The following is an 18,452-nucleotide window of genomic DNA, read 5'->3' as shown; positions in this document are numbered from 1 at the left end:
GACTTGAGCGACAGTCAGGGTTGACTCCAGGTGTGATCTGGGGCACGCTCTAATTACGGCGCATCGACGATGTGAGCGCCGGATGGCTCGTGAGGAGGCCCCCATGTATCCGGGCGCATACGTTGAGCGGACACCCGATCGACCTGCGGTGATCATGTCGGATACCGGCGAGACGCTGACCTTCGCCGAGCTGGAGGACCGATCGACCAGGCTGGCCCGCCTGCTCTATGACCGGGGGCTGCGCCGCGGCGACAACTTCGCCCTGCTCTCGGAGAACAGTCCGCGCTACTACGAGGCCTACTGGGCCGCCCAGCGCAGCGGCCTCTATGTCACCGCGATCAACCACAATCTCAACCCGGACGAGATCGCCTACATCGTGAACGATTGTGGCGCACGGGTTTTGCTGGTCTCCGCCGAGAAGTCCGTGGCGGCGGAGGTGATTGTCGACCTGACGCCCAAGGTGGAGGGGCGGCTGGCATTCAACGGCGCGGTGCCCGGCCACGCCGACTTCGAGACGGAATTGGCTGCGACCGAGGCGATTCCGGTGCCGGACGACCGGGTGGGCGGCGACATGCTGTACTCGTCCGGAACCACCGGACTGCCGAAGGCGATCAAACAGCCGCTGCCCGAGCGTCGCCTCGGCGAGCCGGGCGATCCGTACGTCGCGGTCTTCGGCAAGATGTACGGATTCGACGAGCAGACCGTATACCTCTGTCCCGCACCGCTTTACCATGCCGCACCGTTCCGGTTCGGCGGCTGGGTGCACGCGCTCGGCGGCACCGTCGTCGTCCTGCCCCGCTTCGATCCGGTCGCGGCGCTGCGGGCCATCGAGCAGTACCGTGTCACGCACAGTCAATGGGTGCCGACGATGTTCGTCCGGATGCTGAAACTCCCCGATACGGACCGCAATCGCTTCGACCTCACCAGCCTGCGTGTCGCCATTCACGCGGCAGCACCGTGTCCGATCGAGGTCAAGCAGGCGATGATCGACTGGTGGGGCCCGATCCTGCACGAGTACTACGCCAGCACCGAGGGGATGGGGATCACGCTCATCGATTCCCCGCAATGGCTGAACAAGCCGGGCTCGGTCGGCAAGGCGGGCATGGGCATTCTGCACATCTGCGACGACGACGGCAAAGAGGTTCCGGTGGGGGAGGTGGGCACGATCTATTTCGAACGCGAAACCCTGCCCTTCACATATCACAACGATCCGGAGAAGACGAAGTCTGCGCAGCATCCCGAACATCCGAACTGGACCACCAGCGGTGATATCGGGCGGGTCGACGACAACGGCTACCTCTACCTGACCGACCGCAAGGCGTTCATGATCATCTCCGGTGGTGTGAACATCTATCCACAAGAGATCGAGAACGTACTCACGTTGCACCCCAAGGTATTCGACATCGCGGTGATCGGCGTCCCCGATCCGGAGTTCGGCGAGCAGGTGAAAGGTGTCGTACAGCCTGCCCCCGGCGTCGCCCAGGGCCCCGAACTCGAGGCCGAACTGATCGGATTCGTGCGCGACCGCATCGCGCATTTCAAGGTGCCGCGCAGCATCGACTTCGTGACCGAGCTGCCGAGAACACCTACCGGCAAGCTGCAAAAGGCCAAGCTCCGCGCCCAGTATCTCTAGTCGAGGATGTCGAATGTCTTACCAACAGTTCACCTGTCCCGTCAGCGACGACCTCGGGCTTGCCGGGTACCGATGGGATCCGCAAGGCCGGGCGATCGGCGCGATCGTGCTGATCCACGGTATGGGTGAGCATGCCCTGCGCTATGCGGAGACGGCCGAGGCACTGGCCGGAGCCGGATTTGTCGTCTTCGCGTATGACCATCGCGGGCACGGCGCCTCGGTAGTCTCCGGGACCGAGCGCGGCGACCTCGGGCCCGGCGGTTGGTCCGCGCTGGTCGCCGATATCGGTGCCGTGGTCGACAAGGTCCGGGCCGACCATCCGGATATTCCGCTCGTTTTGGTCGCACACAGCATGGGTTCGTTCGCGACCCAGCAGTTCCTGCTCGACAACAGCGGACGCGTCGACGCTGTCGCGATGACCGGAACCGCCGCGCTCGACATGCTGGAGCCCGCGCTCGATTTGGAGCAGGACCTGGACTTGGCGATGTTCAATGCGCCGTTCGTGCCCGCGCGCACCGATTTCGACTGGTTGACACGCGACGAGGCGATCGTCGACGCGTATCTCGTGGATCCCCTGTGCGGCTTCGGGGTCGACCGCGCCTCGACCAGGGAGATGTTCGCTGCCGCACGACGGCTCGGTGATGCCGAGGAAGTGGCGAAGATTCGCTCGAACCTGCCGATCTATATCGCGGTCGGCTCGAAGGATCCGGTGAACGCGGACATGCTCTTGGTCAACGTTCTCCTCCAGCGGCTGCGCGACGCGGGCATCGAAGACCTCACATTCCATAACTATCCCGACGCACGACACGAGCTGTTCAACGAGACCAACCGTGCGGATGTCGTATCGGATCTACTGGACTGGCTCGGTCGCGCGGTCACACCGGCCCATCGCGCGGCCGCCCGCGTCGAGCGGTGAGCGTCCGGATCGGCTGCCCTGCGAGACAACGGATTTCGAAGGCGCTGGCATTGGGCGCACTTGCGACGCTGATGTTCTCTTCGCCAGCGGAGGCCGAGCCCGCACCGGTCCAGGGCAATTGGTCGGCGGCCATGGCCTACTCGCTTATGTTTCCCTCGGTCATTCCATTAGGGCTGAACGACTTTTCGTGCACACCCGCGACAGCGCACCCGAACCCGGTGGTGCTCGTGAACGGGGCATTCGAGAGCACCTACGCCAACTGGTCGCTGCTCGCCCCGCAGCTCAGGAGTGAGGGATACTGCGTCTTCGGACTCGACTACGGGAATACCGGCGGTCTGCACCAGACGGGCGAATTGCGTGGATCCGCACGGGAAGTCGCCGAATTCGTCGACAAGGTGCGTGCGGCAACCGGAGCGGACAAGGTGGATCTGGTTGGCCATTCGGAAGGCGGATTGGTCTCGCTGTACTTCATCAACCGGCTCGGCGGCGCCGACAAGGTCGCCACCATGATCGGGCTCGCGCCATTTCCCAACGGGCTCAGCGCCTATGGCCTGCTGAACGCGATCGCGGTGAATCCGGCGCTGCGCGATGCGGTCGACTCCATGGTTCCCGCGGTGGCGGATGGCACAGCAGGCTCGGACTTCGTGACGGAGACGGCGTCCGGCGGAATGATCCGACCGGAGGTGAACTATCTGACTATCAGCTCACGAATGGATATGGTGGTCGAGGTGGCCGAGTCACGACTGCCCGCGGCGCCGAACGTGACAAACCTGGTCATCCAAGATCTCTGCCCGGCCGACCTGGCCGACCACAACGAACTCTCCTACGACGAGAACGTGCAACGCCTGATTCGCAACGCCTTGGACCCTGGTCACGCGAACGCCCCCGAATGCCGTCCGGTATTGCCGTTCGTCCACCAGAGTCCGTCGTAGGCGATCACACTCCGAGCACATCCCGGGCCGCCTGCGCGAGCAGCTGACGCAACCGCTCCTCGGGCAGACCGGTGTTGTGGAACAGCGTCGACTGGATCGCGCCGATCGCGGCATGCACGACCGCCCGCGCGTCCGCGTCGGTGAGATCGTCGCGCAATTCGTCGAGCAGATGCACCCATTCCTCGATGTACATTCGCTGCTTGCGCCGGAGCCTGCGGCTGTCGTCCTCGGGTAGATTGTTGATCTCGTTGTGGTAGACCTGCGCCAGTTCGCGATCGGCCACCACGAACTCGACTTGGCCGTCGATCAGGCGATTGAGCGCCAGCTTCAGATCCTGCTCCGACTCCACGATCCGGTGCTCATCGCGCAGCAGATTGTCGATCGCATGGTCGAACAGCGCGACCAACACCGCGGACTTGCTGCCGAAGTGGCGGTAGATGCCGGACCCGGTGATCCCCGCCGCGCCGCCGATATCCGACATCGACACGGCATGAAAACCCTTGCGGGCGACCAGGTCCGCCGCCGCGTTGAGGATTCGGTCCTTGCGCGCGGGGTCTCGGACGCGAGTCGGTGGCTCGGTCTCGGCGGTTGTCTGCTCGCTGATGGTCCGACCTCCGGGTGTGCGCGACAGTTACATCGATGTTAGTGGCAATTGACTAATTAGGGAATCATAGCCGATCAACGGCCCGTAGCGCAGCCTCTACCTGCTAAAATCGTGAGCGACAAGCAGATGTGCCGCACATAGTAATCGGCGAGTAACAACTCGTGGCGGCGTATGCATGGTCGGCCGTCCCCCGATGACGTGCGGCGAGCGCGCTACGAATTCGACCGCGCGAAGAGATCGGATGTTCACCCAGTGCCGATAGTGCAGGATATCGCGGACAATTGGACCGTCTACGCGATGATGCCGCTGGTGGCCGCCTTGATCGGCTACGTCACCAAACTCGTGGCGGTGGAAATGATGTTCCGCCCGATCGAATTCCTCGGCATCCCACCGTATCTCGGCTGGCAGGGCGTCATTCCGCGAAACGCCGCCCGGATGGGCGCGGCCTCGGTGGACCTGATGCTCGGTAAGCTGCTCGACCCACAGGAAATCATCGAGCGCATCGACCTGGACGATCTGATGAAGCGCCTCGCCGATCCGATGCACACGATGGTCGCCGAGGTCACCCGGGAATTGATGAACGCACTGCAGCCGACCCTGTGGCAGGCGCTGCCAGAGGTCGTGCAGAACCGGGTGATCGGGCGGGTCGAGGCCGCGGTGCCCGGGATGCTCGACACCTATATCGCGGACCTGCGCGCCAATGTCGATGTCGTGCTGGACATCCGGATGCTCGCCATCAAGGCGCTGATCAGAGATAAAACGTTGCTGGTCAAGATGATTCGGACGATCGGAAGCAATGAGATGCGATTCATCGTCCGGGTGGGCATCCCGTTCGGCTTCGTTCTCGGCATCGTGCAGGCGGGCGCCTGGGCCGCCACTCATTCACCGCTGATCATGCCGTCGTTCGGCGCTGTCACCGGTTTCACCACCGACTGGCTGGCCTTGCAGATGATCTTCCGCCCGGTCCGTCCCACGCGCTACCTCGGCATATTCACCTGGCAGGGCCTGTTCATCAAACGCCGCGACGAGGTGACCAGGGACTACACCAGGCTGATCGCCGAGGAACTCCTCACCCCGGCCAATGTCCTCGAAGAGCTCATCACCGGCCCGAATTCGGACCGCTTCTTGTCGATGCTGGACCACGAGATCCAGGATGCGATCGACGCGCAAGCCGGTCCGGCCAAAACCCTCATGCAGATCGCCCTCGGCACCCGCTACTCCGAACTCAAGCGCATCGCCGCCGACACCGCGGTGCGCCGAATGCTCGAACGCACCGACGAATTCGCCGACTACGCCACAGCGGCCATGAACCTGCCGGAGTTCCTGGCGGACAAGATGAAACTCATGACCGACGCGGAATTCGAAGGTCTACTACGCCCCGCATTCAAACAAGACGAATGGAAACTGATCACCGCCGGAGCCGTCCTGGGCCTAGTGATCGGCGAAGTACAACTGCACCTCTTACTGACCTGATGGCCGTGTGTATTTCGAATTCCCGCTGGCCGTCATCGCGGCGATGCGCCGTTTGATCGGAGTGCAGGGCGGCTGGACGAATCTCAGGGCGTCGAAGACGAAGAGCGGCTTGCGCAGCACCGGTTTGCGATGACTGAACGCGCTGACGGAGTATTCACTGTGATAGGCGCCCATGCCGCTGCCGCCGACACCACCGAACGGAAGGCTGGGGACGCCCGCCTGGAGGAAGGTGACGTCCACGCCGACATCGCCTGCCGAAGTCCGGTTCACGAACAGTTCCCGCGTGGCTGCGGACGCGTCGAATATATACATCGCCAGCGGCTTGTCCCCGGCACTGATGTAGTCGACTGCCGCCTGCGCCGATTCGACGGGCCCGATGGGCCCGAAGATCTCCTCTTCCAGCACTGCCAGGTTTCCGTGGCTCGTCGCGCTCGGCTCGTCCACATGCAGGATCGGCCGCGGTAATCGCAGGCGATCAGTCTGACCCGCCGGCTGAGCCGGATCGAAAGCGCTGGAACACGATGCCATCGTCCCTGGTGCCACAGCGGCGATAAGGCCGAAGCCGCAGTGGCACCAGGGGTGTCGCGTCGGCGCAACACCCAGGGTCAGCGGGTAACCATGAGTTTGCGAACGCCATAGTTGGTGCCGGTGAAGTCCATCGGGACTTCTTCGAGCGGGGTGGCCAGGCGCAGGTTCGGGAAGCGCTGGAAGAGTTTGGGCAGGACGGTCTTCAGCTCGGCACGGGCGACGTTCTGGCCGAGGCAGGCGTGGACGCCGTAGCCGAAGCCCATGTGGCGGGCCATCTTGCGGTCGATGTCGAGGGTGTCGGGGTCCTGGAAGGCGCGCGGGTCGCGGTTGGCGGCGTTCATGGCAACCACGACCAGGTCGCCCTTCTTGATCTGAGCGCCACCGATCTCGAGGTCTTCGGTGGCCACCCGGCCGAGGCCGAACTGGACGATGGTGAGGTAGCGCATCAGCTCCTCGACCGTGTTGCCGATCTTCTCCGGGTGCTCGATGAGGTCTTTGCGCTGCTGGTCGTGGGTGAGCAGGGTCAGCGTGGACAGGCCCATCATGGCGGCCGTGGTGTCGTGCCCGGCGAACAGCAGCAGCACTCCCAAGCCGATGAGCTGTCGTTCGGTCAGCATCGCGTCCTCGCCCTCGGCCTTGTTGATCAGCTCGGCGAGGATGCCGTCGGTGGAGCCGGTGCGGCGCTTGTCGGCAACCAGCCCGGTGATGTAGTCGATCAGCCAGTGGGCGCCCTTGTCGCGCACCTCACGGGGCTTGCCCATGTCCATCAGATCCACGGTGGCTTCGTGGAAGCCGTCGCGATCCGCGTAGGGAACGCCGAGCAGCTCGCAGATCACCAAGCACGGGATGGGCAGCGACATGGCCTCGACGAAGTCGAAGGTCTCGGGTCCCTCGGCGATCGCGTCCAGGTGCTCATCGACGATCTTGTCGATATAAGGCTGGAGCTTGGCCTGGACTGCCTTGGGAGTGAATCGGGCGGTCAGCAGCCGCCGATAGGCGCCGTGGTCGGGCTCGTCCATGTGTACGAATCCGGCGTCGAACGGAGAGTCCTCGCCGGGCTCGGAGACCTCGCCTTCAGGAGTGTCGTGCCGGGGGCGCAGCGCGGTCAGGCGGGGATCGGTGAAGACCGCGCTGCCTTCCTCGAACCGGGTGACCATCCAGCCGGTCAGGCCGTTGGGAAAGCGTACGTTGACGACCGGCTGATTCTCGCGCAGCTGGGTGTACTCCGCGGGCGGGTCGAGGGGGTTGCCGGGGTCACGGGTGACGGGCTGGTCGATGAGGTTCTCGGTCATTTCTGCTCCTTCGGGTCGGTGTGGGCATCGATGGCGGCGGTGATGCCGGCGTGGGTCGCGGTGGCTTTGCACCAGCCGGTGTATGTGGCGAGGTGGAGAGCGGCCTCACGCAGCTGGTCGGGGGTCAGCTCGCTGTTGACCAGGCCGCCGCCGGCGATTATCTGGATGAGTTCGGCGCGGCCGACGGTGGCGGCGACGCCGAGGGTGAGCAGCCTGCGGTCCCGAACCGACAGGCCGGGACGGGCCCAGACCTGGGCGAAGAGGTAGTCGATGGTCTGGTCCAGGAACGGGTCGCTGCTCCCTTGGACGCCCGCGCTAAAGCCGGGACCGTAGACCTGGTCCATCATCTGAAGGCCGAACTGGTGCAGGTCGTCCGGCTTGGCGGGGGCGGTCTCCTGGTCCAGCTGCAGAGTCTGCTGGGCCCGGGTGTGGGCGACCTCGACCAGCGGAACTTCGACACCGAGGGTGGCGGCCAGATCGCGGGCGGCAGCCAGGTCCTTGGTCATCAGCGGCTCGATCTTGCGGCCCATCGCTTCGGGCAGGTTCCCTTCGGGGTCCTGCGAGCGCAGCAGCTGGAGCAGGGTGCGGCCCTCGGGGTCGGCGGTGTCGATGACCTCGGCGAGCCGCGCGGTGTCCACGCCCGCGGCGCGGGCCAGGGCGCCCGCCTCGGCGACGGTGCGCCAACTGCCGTAGGTGATGACATTGCGGGCGATCTTGGTGGCCATGCCGGCACCGAGCGGGCCACAATGTACGACCTTTTTGGCCCAATCGTCCAGCACCGGCCGTGCCGCGTCCACGGTGGCCCGGTCGCCACCGACGATGGCGACCATAGCGTTCTCGGCCGCCTTGTCGCCGGGAGTCACCCCGCAGTCCAGGAAGCCGACGCCGCTGGCGGCGCACAGGGCGGCCAGCTCGTGCACGACCGGCAGCGCGACGGTGGCCTGCAGGACGATCGTCAGCGCCGGGTGGGCGGCGGACAGCAATCCGTTCTCGCCGCCGATGACCTCGCGGGCCTGGTCTGCGTTGACGACCGCGACCATCACCACGTCGCTTTCCTTGGCCACCTCCGCAGGGGAGCCCAGCGGATCGGGGACACCGGACAGATTCGCCGAGGCGTCCGGGCGGACGTCGTAAACTGCCGGGACGCGGCCGCGGCGGGCCAGGCTGACGGCTACCCCGCCGCCGATCATGCCCAGACCGATTACACCGGCCCGGAGGTTCATTTGGTTCGTCATGCCACACTCGCTTCTTCGAAAGGGACTGCTTCGGCGACCGCGTTCCGGTAGGTACGGGTCGCGCGCGGAAGGTTCACGCCGGCAACGCCGCATACTCGGCCGCCCTTGCCGTAGAGCGCGACGAGCTTGCGATCTTCGAGGCTGCCCTCGACGATCCGCACCTGGTCGGCGCCCCGAGTCCGGCCGTAGATCTGGACCTTCAGGTCGTACTGGTCGGACCAGACGTACGGCACCGAGTCGAAGGGGGTCGCATGTTCCGGCCCGGCGAGGATGTTGCGGGCGACAGCCAAACCCTGCTCGGCGGCGTTCGTGCGGTGCTCGATCCGCCTCGGCTCGCCGGTGTGCGGGTGCGGCCAGGAGGCGACGTCGCCGGCCGCCCACACCCCGGAACCGGCGTAGAGGGTGGCGTCGCACTCCACCCCGTTGCCGACCGGGACGCCACTGCCGGTGAGCCACTCCACATTCGGTTGAGCACCGATGCCGACCAGCACCGCGTCGGCGGCGATGGTGCGGCCGTCGGCGAGACGGACCCCGGTGGCCTGCCAGTCGGCGGTAAGAACCTGGTCGACCAGGACACCGGACTCGATGCGTACGCCGTGCTCGACGTGGACAGCGCGGAGCATGGCCCCCAGGTCGTCCCCGAGGGCGTCGCTCATGGGCTGGGCGGTGTCGGTGACGAGGGTGACCTCACAGCCCAGGCCGCGGGCCACGGCGGCGGCCTCGGCGCCGACGAACCCACCACCGACCACCAGCAGGTGCGGCCTCGCGGCCAGGTCCTCGCGCAGGGCGAGAGCGTCCTCCAGGGTGCGCAGAACGTGCACTCCGGCCACCCCCTCGGTACCGCGCAGGCGGCGGGCCCGGGTGCCCGTGGCCACCACCAGGGCGTCGTAGCCGACCCGGCTGCCGTCGGCCAGGCTGATCTCGCCGGCGCGGGTATCCAGGGCGACGGCCGCGCTGCCGAGTCGCAGATCCAGGTCAAGTGTCGTGATGGCCTCGGGGGCGCGCAGTAGTAGGCGCTCGGTGTCCCACTCGCCGGCCAGCAGCTGCTTGGACAGCGGCGGCCGGTCGTAAGGGAGATGCTGTTCCTCGCCGATGAGGGTCAGCCGCCCGGCGTAGCCCGCGCGCCGCACTCCCTCCACGACGCTCAGGCCGGCTGCCGACGCGCCCACGACGGCGATCCGTGACGGGGCGCTCATTCCTCCACCCTGATCGCGGCGGCCGGGCAGACCGCGGCGGCTTGGCGCACATTCTCGTACTGTTCCGCGGCCGGGTTCTCCTCCAGCAGGACGACGATGCCGTCCTCGTCGCGCTGGTCGAAGACGTCGGGGGCGACCAGCACACACTGGCCGGCGCCGCAGCACTTGTCGAAATCGATATCAATCTTCACAGCAATACCTCCGGTGATGCCCTTTCGAGGGCAGGTTGGGACTCGTGACACGGGCGCAAAAGCGGCGCCCAAACTATTTGCAACAATTAATTAACGGTGTTCACTCAGGGTTGCGACTCGGTGCCCGAGAGGCGTCGAGCGCCCTCGAGAGCGGGCCGAAGACCGTTCTGCGGGCAGGCCGGACCAGGCGTCACCCGGACGCGGGACCCGGAACGACGCCACGCTGTAGCGGCCCGCTACGGGTGCACGAGGACCTTGACCTGCGCGTCACCATGGTTGAGCAGTGCCTCATACCCCTGCTGCTGCGCGTCCTCGAGGGAGATACGGCTGGTGACCAAGGCGTCGGGCCTGATGCGACCGTCGCGGATGGCCTCGATGACGCCAGGGAAGTCCGAGGCGTTGTATCCGAAGCTGCCGGTGTAGTTGATCTCGGTGGTCATCAAGGCGTTCGGGTCGAATTCGGCCGGATGGCCGGACGCCACGGTGATGGCGGTTCCACCCTTGGCCAGGACGCCCAACAGCGCTTGGACGGCCGGCGTGCCTGCGCCGGACGCCTCGAAGGAAGCGCGCACGCCCCCGGGGACGGCCGCGTGCACCCGGGCCGCCACATCGTCGCGGGTCGGGTCGAAGACCGCGTCCGCCCCGAATTGGGAGGCGAGGCGTTTACGGGCGGCACTGACCTCACTGACAGCGACGAAGCCCGCCCCCTGCGCTTTGGCGGCCATCAACAGACCCAGGCCGATGGGGCCGGCGCCGATCACAACGGCACTGTCTCCCGGCTGGAGGCCGGATCGTCGCACGGCGTGCCAGGCGACGGAGAGCGGCTCTATGAGCGCGGCGGTCTCGGCGGAGATCCCCTCGGGTATCAGGTGAATGCGGTGGCCGGGGACAACGACGTACTCGGACATCCCGCCGCCACCACCCATGATGCCGACGAATCCGAAGCTCTCGCAGAGGTTGTAGTCACCGCGCAGACAGGCAGGACAGGTCCCATCCGACATCAGCGGCTCCACTGCGACCAGCGCGCCCACCGGCAGATCGGGGACGTCGTCCGCGACGGCGGTGATACGGCCGGAGAACTCGTGGCCCTGCACATGCGGGCCGTGCTCGCCGAACAGCGGGTGGATGTAGTCGTCCGGGACCATTGGGTGGGTGTAGTTGTGCAGGTCGGTGCCACAGATTCCGGCCCACTCGACCTTGATCTTGACGGTGCCCGGGCGCAGTTCGGGCTCGGGCACCTCCTCCAGGCGCAGATCCTTGGCGCCATGGAGCCGGAGTGCACGCATGTCAGCTCCTTCCGTGCGATGGGGCGATCTGCCCCGATGGATAGAACCGTACCATTTATGGCGTCAAGTGACAATAATGTCGCGTATAGACAGAAATGTTAAAGTGGGGAAGTCGACGACAGCGAGGCAACCAGACATGGACGATGGGAATGTGATGACAGCGAGGCAGCCGGACATGGATGGTGGCGATACCGCGCCCGCGACGCCCGTCCGCGGACACCGTCCGGGGCCCGGTCGCCCACGGCTCAGCGAGCGCCGTCGGCGTGCCACCCAGCTGGAGATCGCCTACGAGGCAGTGCGTCTGTTCACGCGCAAGGGCGTCGCAGCGACTTCCGCCGACGAGATCGCCGACGCAGCCGGAATGTCCACCCGGAGCCTGTGGCGCTACTTCCCGACCAAAGAACAGTGCGTCCGGCCACTACTCACCGCAGGCATCGAGGAACTGGTCACACAACTGCGCGAGTGGCCCACCGACCGGCCATTGCTTGAGGCGATGAACGCGGGCCCGACCCGCACTTTCTCCGTCCCGGATGGACAAGAATCGCTGCGGGGACTGATCCGTCTGACGCGGACCGAGCCGGGACTGCGCGCGGTCTGGCTCCAGGGAAACGACGAGGCGACGCGAGAACTCATTCAGATCCTCGCCTCCCGTACCGGTCAGGACCCCGAAAGCCTGCCGATGGTGGTCCAGGGGACGGTGCTCAACGCCGCGCTGACCGGTGCGGTGGAATACTGGGCCTGGAACGAGTCGGAGGTGGCCGGCCACTCCTTCGACGGGGCCATCCGGGAGGCCCTGCGCATCGTTGCCAGCGCGCTGCCCGACAATGCGGCCTAGCTACTTCGACCCCGGGCACGGAATCATGCCGCCATTAGTGGCGTGCACTCGGACCGGCGTGAGTTCCTCGGCGATGGATTGGGTGAATCTCTCGGCGGCGAACTTGGTGGTGCGAGATGCCAAGAATGACAGTCGTTCTCGGGCTCGCGCTTGGGCGAGCAGCCGACCGATCACGGTAGGGCGATGTACTTGGTCTCGAGAAATTCCTCGATGCCTTCGCAACCACTTTCCCGGCCGATGCCAGAGGCTCCGACGCCGCCGAACGGTGCGGCGACATCGGAGACGATCCCGCGGTTGACGCCGACCATCCCGGCCTGCAGCGCCGAAGCAACGCGGCAGGCGCGATTCAGGTTCTCGGTGTAAATGTATGCGGCCAAACCGAATTCGGTGTCATTGGCGATTGCCACGGCTTGATCCTCGTCGTCGAAACCCGAAACGGCGGCGACGGGACCGAAGATTTCCTCGCGCATCACTCGTGCGGCGTGCGGCGCGTCGGACAGTGCCGTCGGTTCATAGAAGTAGCCGTCGCCTGGGCCATACGCGCCACCGGTCATGAGAATGCCGCCGGTGTCCACCGCGTCCTGGACGAGTTCGGCGACGCGAGCCCGGTGTTGCTCGGTGATCAGCGGGCCAACCTGGGTGCCTTCGAGATCTCCTCGGCCCATTTGTCAGCGCTTGCATTCGTGCGGTCAGCTTTTCGGTGAACTCGCCACGGATGGAGTTCTCGACGTTAATCCGGTTCGCGGCGGTACATGCCTGCCCGGTGTTGCGCATCTTGGCCGCCATCGCGCCGTCCACCGCCGCCTCGAGGTCGGCGTCGGCGAAGACGAGAAACGGTGCGTTGCCACCGAGCTCCATCGATGTGCGCAGCACTCGGTCGGCAGCCTTGGCGAGTAACGCTTTACCGCCACCGGTCGAGCCGGTGAAGGTGAGTTTGCGCAGTCGGTCGTCGGCCAGCATCGGGTCGACCAGCGCCGCCGCCGAGGAGGTCGGCAGGATCGACAGCACGCCGCGCGGCAGGCCGGCGTCGCGCAGGATCTCGCCGAGCAGCAGCATGGTCAACGGTGTTTCGGGTGCCGGTTTCACCACGATGGTGCAGCCTGCGGCGAGCGCGGGCGCGATCTTGCGGACAGGATCGGGCGGCGACCCACATGCGATGGTTGTCACCAGATATGTCACCGGCAACAGCCACTGCCGCCGCGGCGCAGTGTCAATGCGCTTTACGCTTGTCCTTGAGTGCTCCCCACGCATGCAGGGATGATCCTCGCTGTATGCAGGCGTCGCGCTGCGCGGTGGTGTGCTGCCCGCGCATGCGGGTGTGATCCGCCCGACTTCTGGACGTGGCGGCGAATCATCTTCTTCGATCTCTGCGCGAGCGATGTCTTGTTGGCCCGCGCAGATTTGACGGACAACGGAGCTGAGAAGCCATCGTGCGGTGTCAGCGACTGGGCAAGGCGATCAGCGTTCCTGCGCGGCCACACGAACGCATTCGCATGCGAGCTGGCGACCTTGACGGCTCGCTTCACGAAGGTCCCAGAGGACATTCAGGCCGCAGTGACTGTTATCGGACGTCGCGACGTCAGTCGCGACGCAGTCCCACTGGACCTTCATAAGACCTGCCGACCTCGGCAGCGCGGATCTCGCTGGCGCGAACCTTTTTGGCGCGGATCTCACTGACGCGAACCTCCTCGGCGCGTACCTCGACGGCGCGTACCTCGTTGATGCGAACCTCAGCGGCGCTACCTATGGCAGTACTACACAATGGCCAAGCGGATTCACACCGCCGTAACCGCACGAACGGCGCTACCATCGTCGCTCGAACATCCTGTAATGCCGCTGGGCGCGCGGACCGAATCGAGCGAGCTGCGTTGCTCCGCGTCCAGAACCGTTGCCGCGCACGGGATCCAACGAGCGGCGAATCTGACACGTTCGAATACTGCCCATTCGCCGCTCAAATGGCCGGATCTCGACCGGTAGGAGCCTTGTGACATGCGGTTTGGAGCAACGCCAAAAGGGGTTCAACCGGTGGCCTGGTGTCGGTCGGTGGTGCGGAGGGGCGCGCCGACGTGGTGTAGGTGCTTCAGCGCCTCGCTGTAAGAGGAGATCAGCCCGGTTTCGTGGTATGGCACGTCGATTTCGGCGCAGTAGTCGCGGACGATCACCTGGGCGTGACGCAGATTCGGCGTCGGCATGCTCGGGAACAAGTGGTGCTCGATCTGATAGTTGAGCCCGCCGAGGGCGAGGTCGATCAACACGCCACCCCGCACGTTACGGGAGGTCAGCACCTGCCTGCGTAGGTAGTCGGGGCGGTCGGCACCGGTCAAGGTTGGCATGCCCTTGTGGTTCGGCGCGAATATGCAGCCCATGTACAGGCCGAACAGCGCTTGGTGGACAGCCAGGAACACGAAGGCTTTGTCGGCGGGCAGAACCACGAACAGTGCGCCCAGATAGGCGGCGAAATGGCCGAAGAGCAGCGCGCCCTCCAATCCGCGGTGCTTGACCGATCGATTTCTGAGCGCACGTACGCCGGCCATATGGAGGTTCAGGCCCTCCAGCATCAGCAGGGGGAAGAACAGGAATGCCTGCGCCCTCCCGATGAGACGAGCCACGCCACGGCTGGCCCGTGCCTGCTGTTGTGACCAGAGGAGAATGTCGGGCGCGACATCGGGGTCGAGTTCCTCGTGGTTCGGGTTGGCGTGATGCCGGGTGTGCTTGTCCTGCCACCAGCCGTAGCCCAGGCCGATGCCGACGTTGCCGACGAGTCTGCCCACGACCTCCGTCGCCCGCCGCAACCGGAAGACTTGGCGGTGCGCGACATCGTGCATGACGAGGGCGACCTGAGCGCACGTCACGGCCATGAACGCCGCGACCATGAGCGTCCACCACGAGTCGCCGATCAGGACGAACACCGCCCAGCCGGCCGCGAAAGCAATCCCGACGAGGCTGAGCCGGACCGCGTAGTAAAGGGGACGCCGGTTCATCAGTCCTGCGTCGGAGACCCGGCGCAACAGACGGGCGTAATCACCGACGCCGCCGCCGCGCCGCGATGATCGTGGAAATGACTCTGAAACCAAGGCCGGTGTCGTCATAGATCTTCCTGAGAGCTGGATCGGCGATGCCACCTTCGCCCGTCCTCGATGCCGGCCGGTCGATGTCGATCGGAGATTTGATTTCAGCGCGAACTGCTCGGTGGGTCGGGGCGGCGGTGACGATTCGAAGCTATCGAGCGGATTCTCGTTCGATGTAGTCCCTTGGTATGACATGGAATCGGACTGCGGTGTGATAGCGGACGCGCACCGCAGACCGAGGGGGCGGGGCGCAGATCCGGACCTCGTACCCGACTGCCCCGTCCGCAACGACATGGTCGAAGACGAGTTCGGGGATTGAGCGCGGTCCGGAAAAGCGCACCACCCTGGCGATAGTCTGCGCGAGTGAGCGGTAATGCCGCATACCGCGCTGTTCTGGCCCGGGCTGGCCGAATAGCGTGTGTCGGTGTGCCTGCTTAGGCCGCTGCCAGCGACGAGAAGATGCAGACGGGTACTTGCGAGCACGGGCCCGTTCGACAACGATTGTGCCGCCGATACCCCGACCTGTGGCGATGCCGTCGGCTAGTCGTCGGGGGAGGCGCGGCGGTTGCGTTTGGTGACGCCGCGCCGTTTCTTCGCGGAGATGCGCCGTTCCTTTGCTCCGCGCGAGGGCTTGGTGGCGCGGCGGACGGGTGGCGGGGCGGCAGCGGCGTCAGCCAGTAACGAGGCCAGGCGTTCGCGGGCGGCCGCGCGGTTCTGCAGCTGTGCGCGTTGCTCCGATGCGGCGATCGTGAGCACCCCGTTGACCAGGCGGGTGGCCAGGCGGTCGAGCATCCGGGTGCGCAGCCACTCCGGCACGGAGGGCGAGTTGGCGAGGTCGAACGACAGCTCTACCCGGCTGTCGGTGGTGTTGACGTGCTGCCCGCCCGGACCGGACGACCGTGAGAACCGCTCGCGTAACTCGGACGCGGGTATCACCAGCACCCGAGTCACGGTCAGGTCCTCTGCCATGATCCGACGCCGCTCTTTCCGATCCGCGAGTCGACTAGGCCACGTCGGTCTAGTTGCGACTGAATGGTGACCTTCTCGTTCACGATAGCGACGACCTTGTCGACGTGTAACAAGCAGGCCGTCCGCACATGCCGCTGGGCGCGCGGTTACGAACGTCCGCATCTGCCGATGTCCGAGCAGCCAGAGCCGTCGATAGACGGAGCCCGTGCGGCTCGCGGGTTCGCCCGTGATGACAGATTGGTCAACCTCCGCGAGCTGATTATGTGGATCGGGGAGCACGCTGGGCCGCCACCTCAACAGGGCCGAGGCCGAGGATGGGACCGGTCGGCGACTGTGGATTCGGGAGGTGATGCCGGTCTGCTGCTCGAGTGTGGCGAATCCATTTGCGATCACCTGCTGCCGCCTGCCGTGCCAACATCGAGATATGACGCAAATCCGTGGAGGCAGAACACCTTTCGACGACATCTATGACCAGCCGGACCCGCGGGGGTTCTTCGGCGGTCTCGGCCGGTTCGACTACCAGACCCCGCAGCATGCCCAACGGGTATTCCGCCGTCTGGCCGCAGCGCGCGCACGATCGGGACCGGTGACGGTGCTGGACCTGTGCTGCTCGTACGGCATCAATGCGGCGTTGCTCAACCACCACCTGACCCTCGCCGACCTGTACGCCCGCTATACCTGCCCGGGGGTGGCCGCGCTGGACACGGCCGAACTGATCGAGTCCGACAAAGACTTCTACGCCGCTCGTCGCCGTGATGATGCCGTGCCGGTGGTCGGGCTGGATATCGCCGCCCCGGCGATCGACTACGCGCTGGCCGTGGGTCTGCTCGACGCCGGCTTCTCCGAGAATCTGGAGACCGACACCGCTTCCGCGGCCCTGCTGCGCGCGGCCGGAGCCGCCGGTTTGATCACCGTGACCGGTGGCGCGAGCTTCCTGACCGCCCGCACCATCCACCAGTTGCTGTACGCCGCAAAGGAGCCGGTGTGGGTCGCCGCGTTCGTGCTGCGCACCGGCTCCTACCAGCCCATCGCCGACGCTCTGGCCGAGCATGGGTTGGTCACCGAGGTCGATTCGGAACGCACGGTCGTTCAACGTCGATTCACCGATCCCGACGAACAGCGCTACGCCGTCGCGGCCGTCGCCGCGACCGGCGCCGACCCCACGGGAAAGGAGGCCGAGGGCTACTACCATGCCGCATTGCATCTGTCCCGGCCTCGGGACCGGACCGTGCCCTACGCCAGCCTCGCCGGGCCCGAAACCAGCTGAGCGATGCCTGGACACGACGCGAGACTCACAAAACCCCGCGGCATCCGCTCACGCCGCTGGCGCGCGCCGAAGCCCGGCTACGGCCTGCGCTCAGGTCGACTCACCAGCGAACGCGCGCACATGCCTGATTACCGGACGTTCGTCCATTCCGTCACCCAGTCCCGATGACCAGCGCACGGCCAGCTGATCGGTCTCGGCAGAACGTCGATCGCGCCTGCTCCGGCTGCCAATAGGCGCATATTGGGAGCTTTACCGTCGTTGGCGCCTGTCCTCGGCACGAACCGATGGGCAAGGGCCCTTTCCTCGATGTCGACAACGATCGGTTCTTGGCACGGCTTCCCCCGCCTGAGCTGGGGATGCTGACCGAGTAGTTGCGTGCCGAGGACGGGTTTCTTAGGAATCGGCTGTGCGCAAAGCTGTTGCAAGGCATGCTTATTGGTGGAGTTGGGGTGCTGGACCTGAGGATCCGGTGCGTGTTCTGATCGCCGCGATGAGCGTTTCCGCGGCAATGTATCACCGCTGTGGCTTGGTTTTCGCGCGCCTAACCACGCCATGGCGCTGACGGCAGTCTATGAACAAGGAGACACCGCTATGTCTGTTGAGCAAGGCTCCGATCCGCAAACCGTTGACGAAGGCACCGCAGAGCCGGGCGTCCTCTACATTCCGCCGGACATGGCCCGGCCCACCCCCGAAGCCATCGAAGCTGGGCACCAAGCCCAAGCCGAACTGGCCCAGATCCAGGGCGATCCACAAGTCGGCGTGGACACGCAGTGGTGGGGATTCCGGATTATACTCAACCCTCTATGGCCACGTACGCGACGTTGCCGGACTGTCCTGTCCGGGCATCCTCGGCGAATTCCTGCCAAGTGGTCGGCACAGCAGAGTCGATGACGGGTTCCTCCAAGTTGACGTCGTAGTCATCTTCGTCCGCCGTCGGGTCCACCTGTTCATCAGCCAATTCGGCCACTTCTTTCGCTCATCAGCCGTCGACGGAACCGATGATAGAACGCACTTTCGAATCGTGCCA

At 65.6% G+C, this 18,452-nt stretch carries 17 protein-coding genes and 1 pseudogene; 7 read left to right on the top strand and 11 right to left on the bottom strand.

Annotated elements, in window-relative coordinates:
• Positions 1–103 precede the first annotated feature (103 nt).
• Genes OG874_RS16770 through OG874_RS16760 form a run of 3 tightly spaced genes read left to right on the top strand, consistent with a single transcriptional unit; the run spans position 104 to position 3,481 of the window.
• Positions 104–1,633: an acyl-CoA synthetase gene (locus tag OG874_RS16770; RefSeq protein ID WP_330256065.1), complete on the top strand. Its 1,530-nt coding sequence runs from the start codon at positions 104–106 to the stop codon at positions 1,631–1,633.
• A 13-nt stretch (positions 1,634–1,646) separates the two neighbouring features.
• On the top strand, positions 1,647–2,549 hold the full coding sequence (locus OG874_RS16765; protein WP_330256064.1) for an alpha/beta hydrolase: 903 nt from the start codon (positions 1,647–1,649) through the stop codon (positions 2,547–2,549).
• A gap of 50 nt (positions 2,550–2,599) precedes the next feature.
• Positions 2,600–3,481, top strand: a complete 882-nt coding sequence (locus OG874_RS16760; protein ID WP_330256063.1) for an esterase/lipase family protein — start codon at positions 2,600–2,602, stop codon at positions 3,479–3,481.
• A 4-nt stretch (positions 3,482–3,485) separates the two neighbouring features.
• On the opposite strand, the gene OG874_RS16755 is transcribed toward OG874_RS16760, so the two are convergent.
• Complete coding sequence (locus OG874_RS16755; protein WP_330257314.1) at positions 3,486–4,016, bottom strand: TetR/AcrR family transcriptional regulator; 531 nt, start codon at positions 4,014–4,016, stop codon at positions 3,486–3,488.
• A gap of 321 nt (positions 4,017–4,337) precedes the next feature.
• Between OG874_RS16755 and OG874_RS16750 the strand changes: the two genes are divergently transcribed.
• Positions 4,338–5,558, top strand: a complete 1,221-nt coding sequence (locus OG874_RS16750; protein ID WP_330256062.1) for a DUF445 domain-containing protein — start codon at positions 4,338–4,340, stop codon at positions 5,556–5,558.
• On the opposite strand, the gene OG874_RS16745 is transcribed toward OG874_RS16750, so the two are convergent.
• The 6 genes from OG874_RS16745 to OG874_RS16720 all read right to left on the bottom strand — a co-directional run bounded on the left by OG874_RS16745 (position 5,547) and on the right by OG874_RS16720 (position 11,286).
• On the bottom strand, positions 5,547–6,002 hold the full coding sequence (locus OG874_RS16745) for an aldehyde dehydrogenase family protein (RefSeq protein WP_330256061.1): 456 nt from the start codon (positions 6,000–6,002) through the stop codon (positions 5,547–5,549). The two genes, OG874_RS16750 and OG874_RS16745, sit on opposite strands and share 12 nt — an antisense overlap.
• A 161-nt stretch (positions 6,003–6,163) precedes the next feature.
• Positions 6,164–7,378 (bottom strand): cytochrome P450, encoded by a 1,215-nt coding sequence (locus OG874_RS16740; protein WP_330256060.1) that lies wholly within the window; start codon positions 7,376–7,378, stop codon positions 6,164–6,166.
• Positions 7,375–8,613 carry an NAD(P)-binding domain-containing protein gene (locus OG874_RS16735; protein ID WP_330256059.1) on the bottom strand — a complete coding sequence of 413 codons (1,239 nt, stop codon included), beginning with the start codon at positions 8,611–8,613 and terminating at the stop codon, positions 7,375–7,377. Before OG874_RS16735 ends, OG874_RS16740 begins: the two co-directional genes overlap by 4 nt.
• Positions 8,610–9,809, bottom strand: a complete 1,200-nt coding sequence (locus tag OG874_RS16730; RefSeq protein WP_330256058.1) for an NAD(P)/FAD-dependent oxidoreductase — start codon at positions 9,807–9,809, stop codon at positions 8,610–8,612. The genes OG874_RS16735 and OG874_RS16730 overlap by 4 nt, the downstream gene beginning before the upstream one ends.
• Positions 9,806–10,000 (bottom strand): ferredoxin, encoded by a 195-nt coding sequence (locus tag OG874_RS16725; protein WP_330256057.1) that lies wholly within the window; start codon positions 9,998–10,000, stop codon positions 9,806–9,808. Before OG874_RS16725 ends, OG874_RS16730 begins: the two co-directional genes overlap by 4 nt.
• A 236-nt stretch (positions 10,001–10,236) precedes the next feature.
• Complete coding sequence (locus tag OG874_RS16720) at positions 10,237–11,286, bottom strand: 2,3-butanediol dehydrogenase (RefSeq protein ID WP_330256056.1); 1,050 nt, start codon at positions 11,284–11,286, stop codon at positions 10,237–10,239.
• A gap of 154 nt (positions 11,287–11,440) precedes the next feature.
• On the opposite strand from OG874_RS16720, the gene OG874_RS16715 reads away from it, so the two are divergent.
• Complete coding sequence (locus OG874_RS16715) at positions 11,441–12,121, top strand: TetR/AcrR family transcriptional regulator (RefSeq protein WP_330257313.1); 681 nt, start codon at positions 11,441–11,443, stop codon at positions 12,119–12,121.
• 170 nt (positions 12,122–12,291) lie between these two features.
• On the opposite strand, the pseudogene OG874_RS16710 reads toward OG874_RS16715, so the two are convergent.
• Positions 12,292–13,249 (bottom strand): annotated as a pseudogene (locus OG874_RS16710) (aldehyde dehydrogenase family protein); the annotation flags it as partial.
• Positions 13,250–13,679: 430 nt separating this feature from the next.
• Here OG874_RS16710 and OG874_RS16705 point away from each other — a divergent pair.
• Positions 13,680–13,910: a pentapeptide repeat-containing protein gene (locus tag OG874_RS16705; protein WP_330257312.1), complete on the top strand. Its 231-nt coding sequence runs from the start codon at positions 13,680–13,682 to the stop codon at positions 13,908–13,910.
• 229 nt (positions 13,911–14,139) lie between these two features.
• Here the strand turns inward: OG874_RS16705 and OG874_RS16700 are convergent, their stop codons facing one another.
• Both OG874_RS16700 and arfB read right to left on the bottom strand, forming a co-directional pair.
• The gene (locus OG874_RS16700; protein ID WP_330256055.1) at positions 14,140–15,210 is read right to left on the bottom strand and encodes a fatty acid desaturase family protein; all 1,071 of its coding nucleotides are present in this window, start codon (positions 15,208–15,210) and stop codon (positions 14,140–14,142) included.
• Between the two features lie 519 nt (positions 15,211–15,729).
• Positions 15,730–16,158: an alternative ribosome rescue aminoacyl-tRNA hydrolase ArfB gene (gene arfB, locus OG874_RS16695; protein WP_330256054.1), complete on the bottom strand. Its 429-nt coding sequence runs from the start codon at positions 16,156–16,158 to the stop codon at positions 15,730–15,732.
• Positions 16,159–16,582: 424 nt separating this feature from the next.
• Here arfB and OG874_RS16690 point away from each other — a divergent pair, with 424 nt between their 5' ends.
• The gene (locus tag OG874_RS16690) at positions 16,583–17,425 is read left to right on the top strand and encodes a hypothetical protein (protein ID WP_330256053.1); all 843 of its coding nucleotides are present in this window, start codon (positions 16,583–16,585) and stop codon (positions 17,423–17,425) included.
• Between the two features lie 793 nt (positions 17,426–18,218).
• Here the strand turns inward: OG874_RS16690 and OG874_RS16685 are convergent.
• The gene (locus tag OG874_RS16685; RefSeq protein WP_330256052.1) at positions 18,219–18,383 is read right to left on the bottom strand and encodes a hypothetical protein; all 165 of its coding nucleotides are present in this window, start codon (positions 18,381–18,383) and stop codon (positions 18,219–18,221) included.
• Between the last annotated feature and the right edge of the window lie 69 nt (positions 18,384–18,452).

The organism is Nocardia sp. NBC_00565 (assembly GCF_036345915.1).
Taxonomy (GTDB): Bacteria; Actinomycetota; Actinomycetes; order Mycobacteriales; family Mycobacteriaceae; genus Nocardia.
This window is presented reverse-complemented; position numbering and strand designations above follow the sequence as displayed.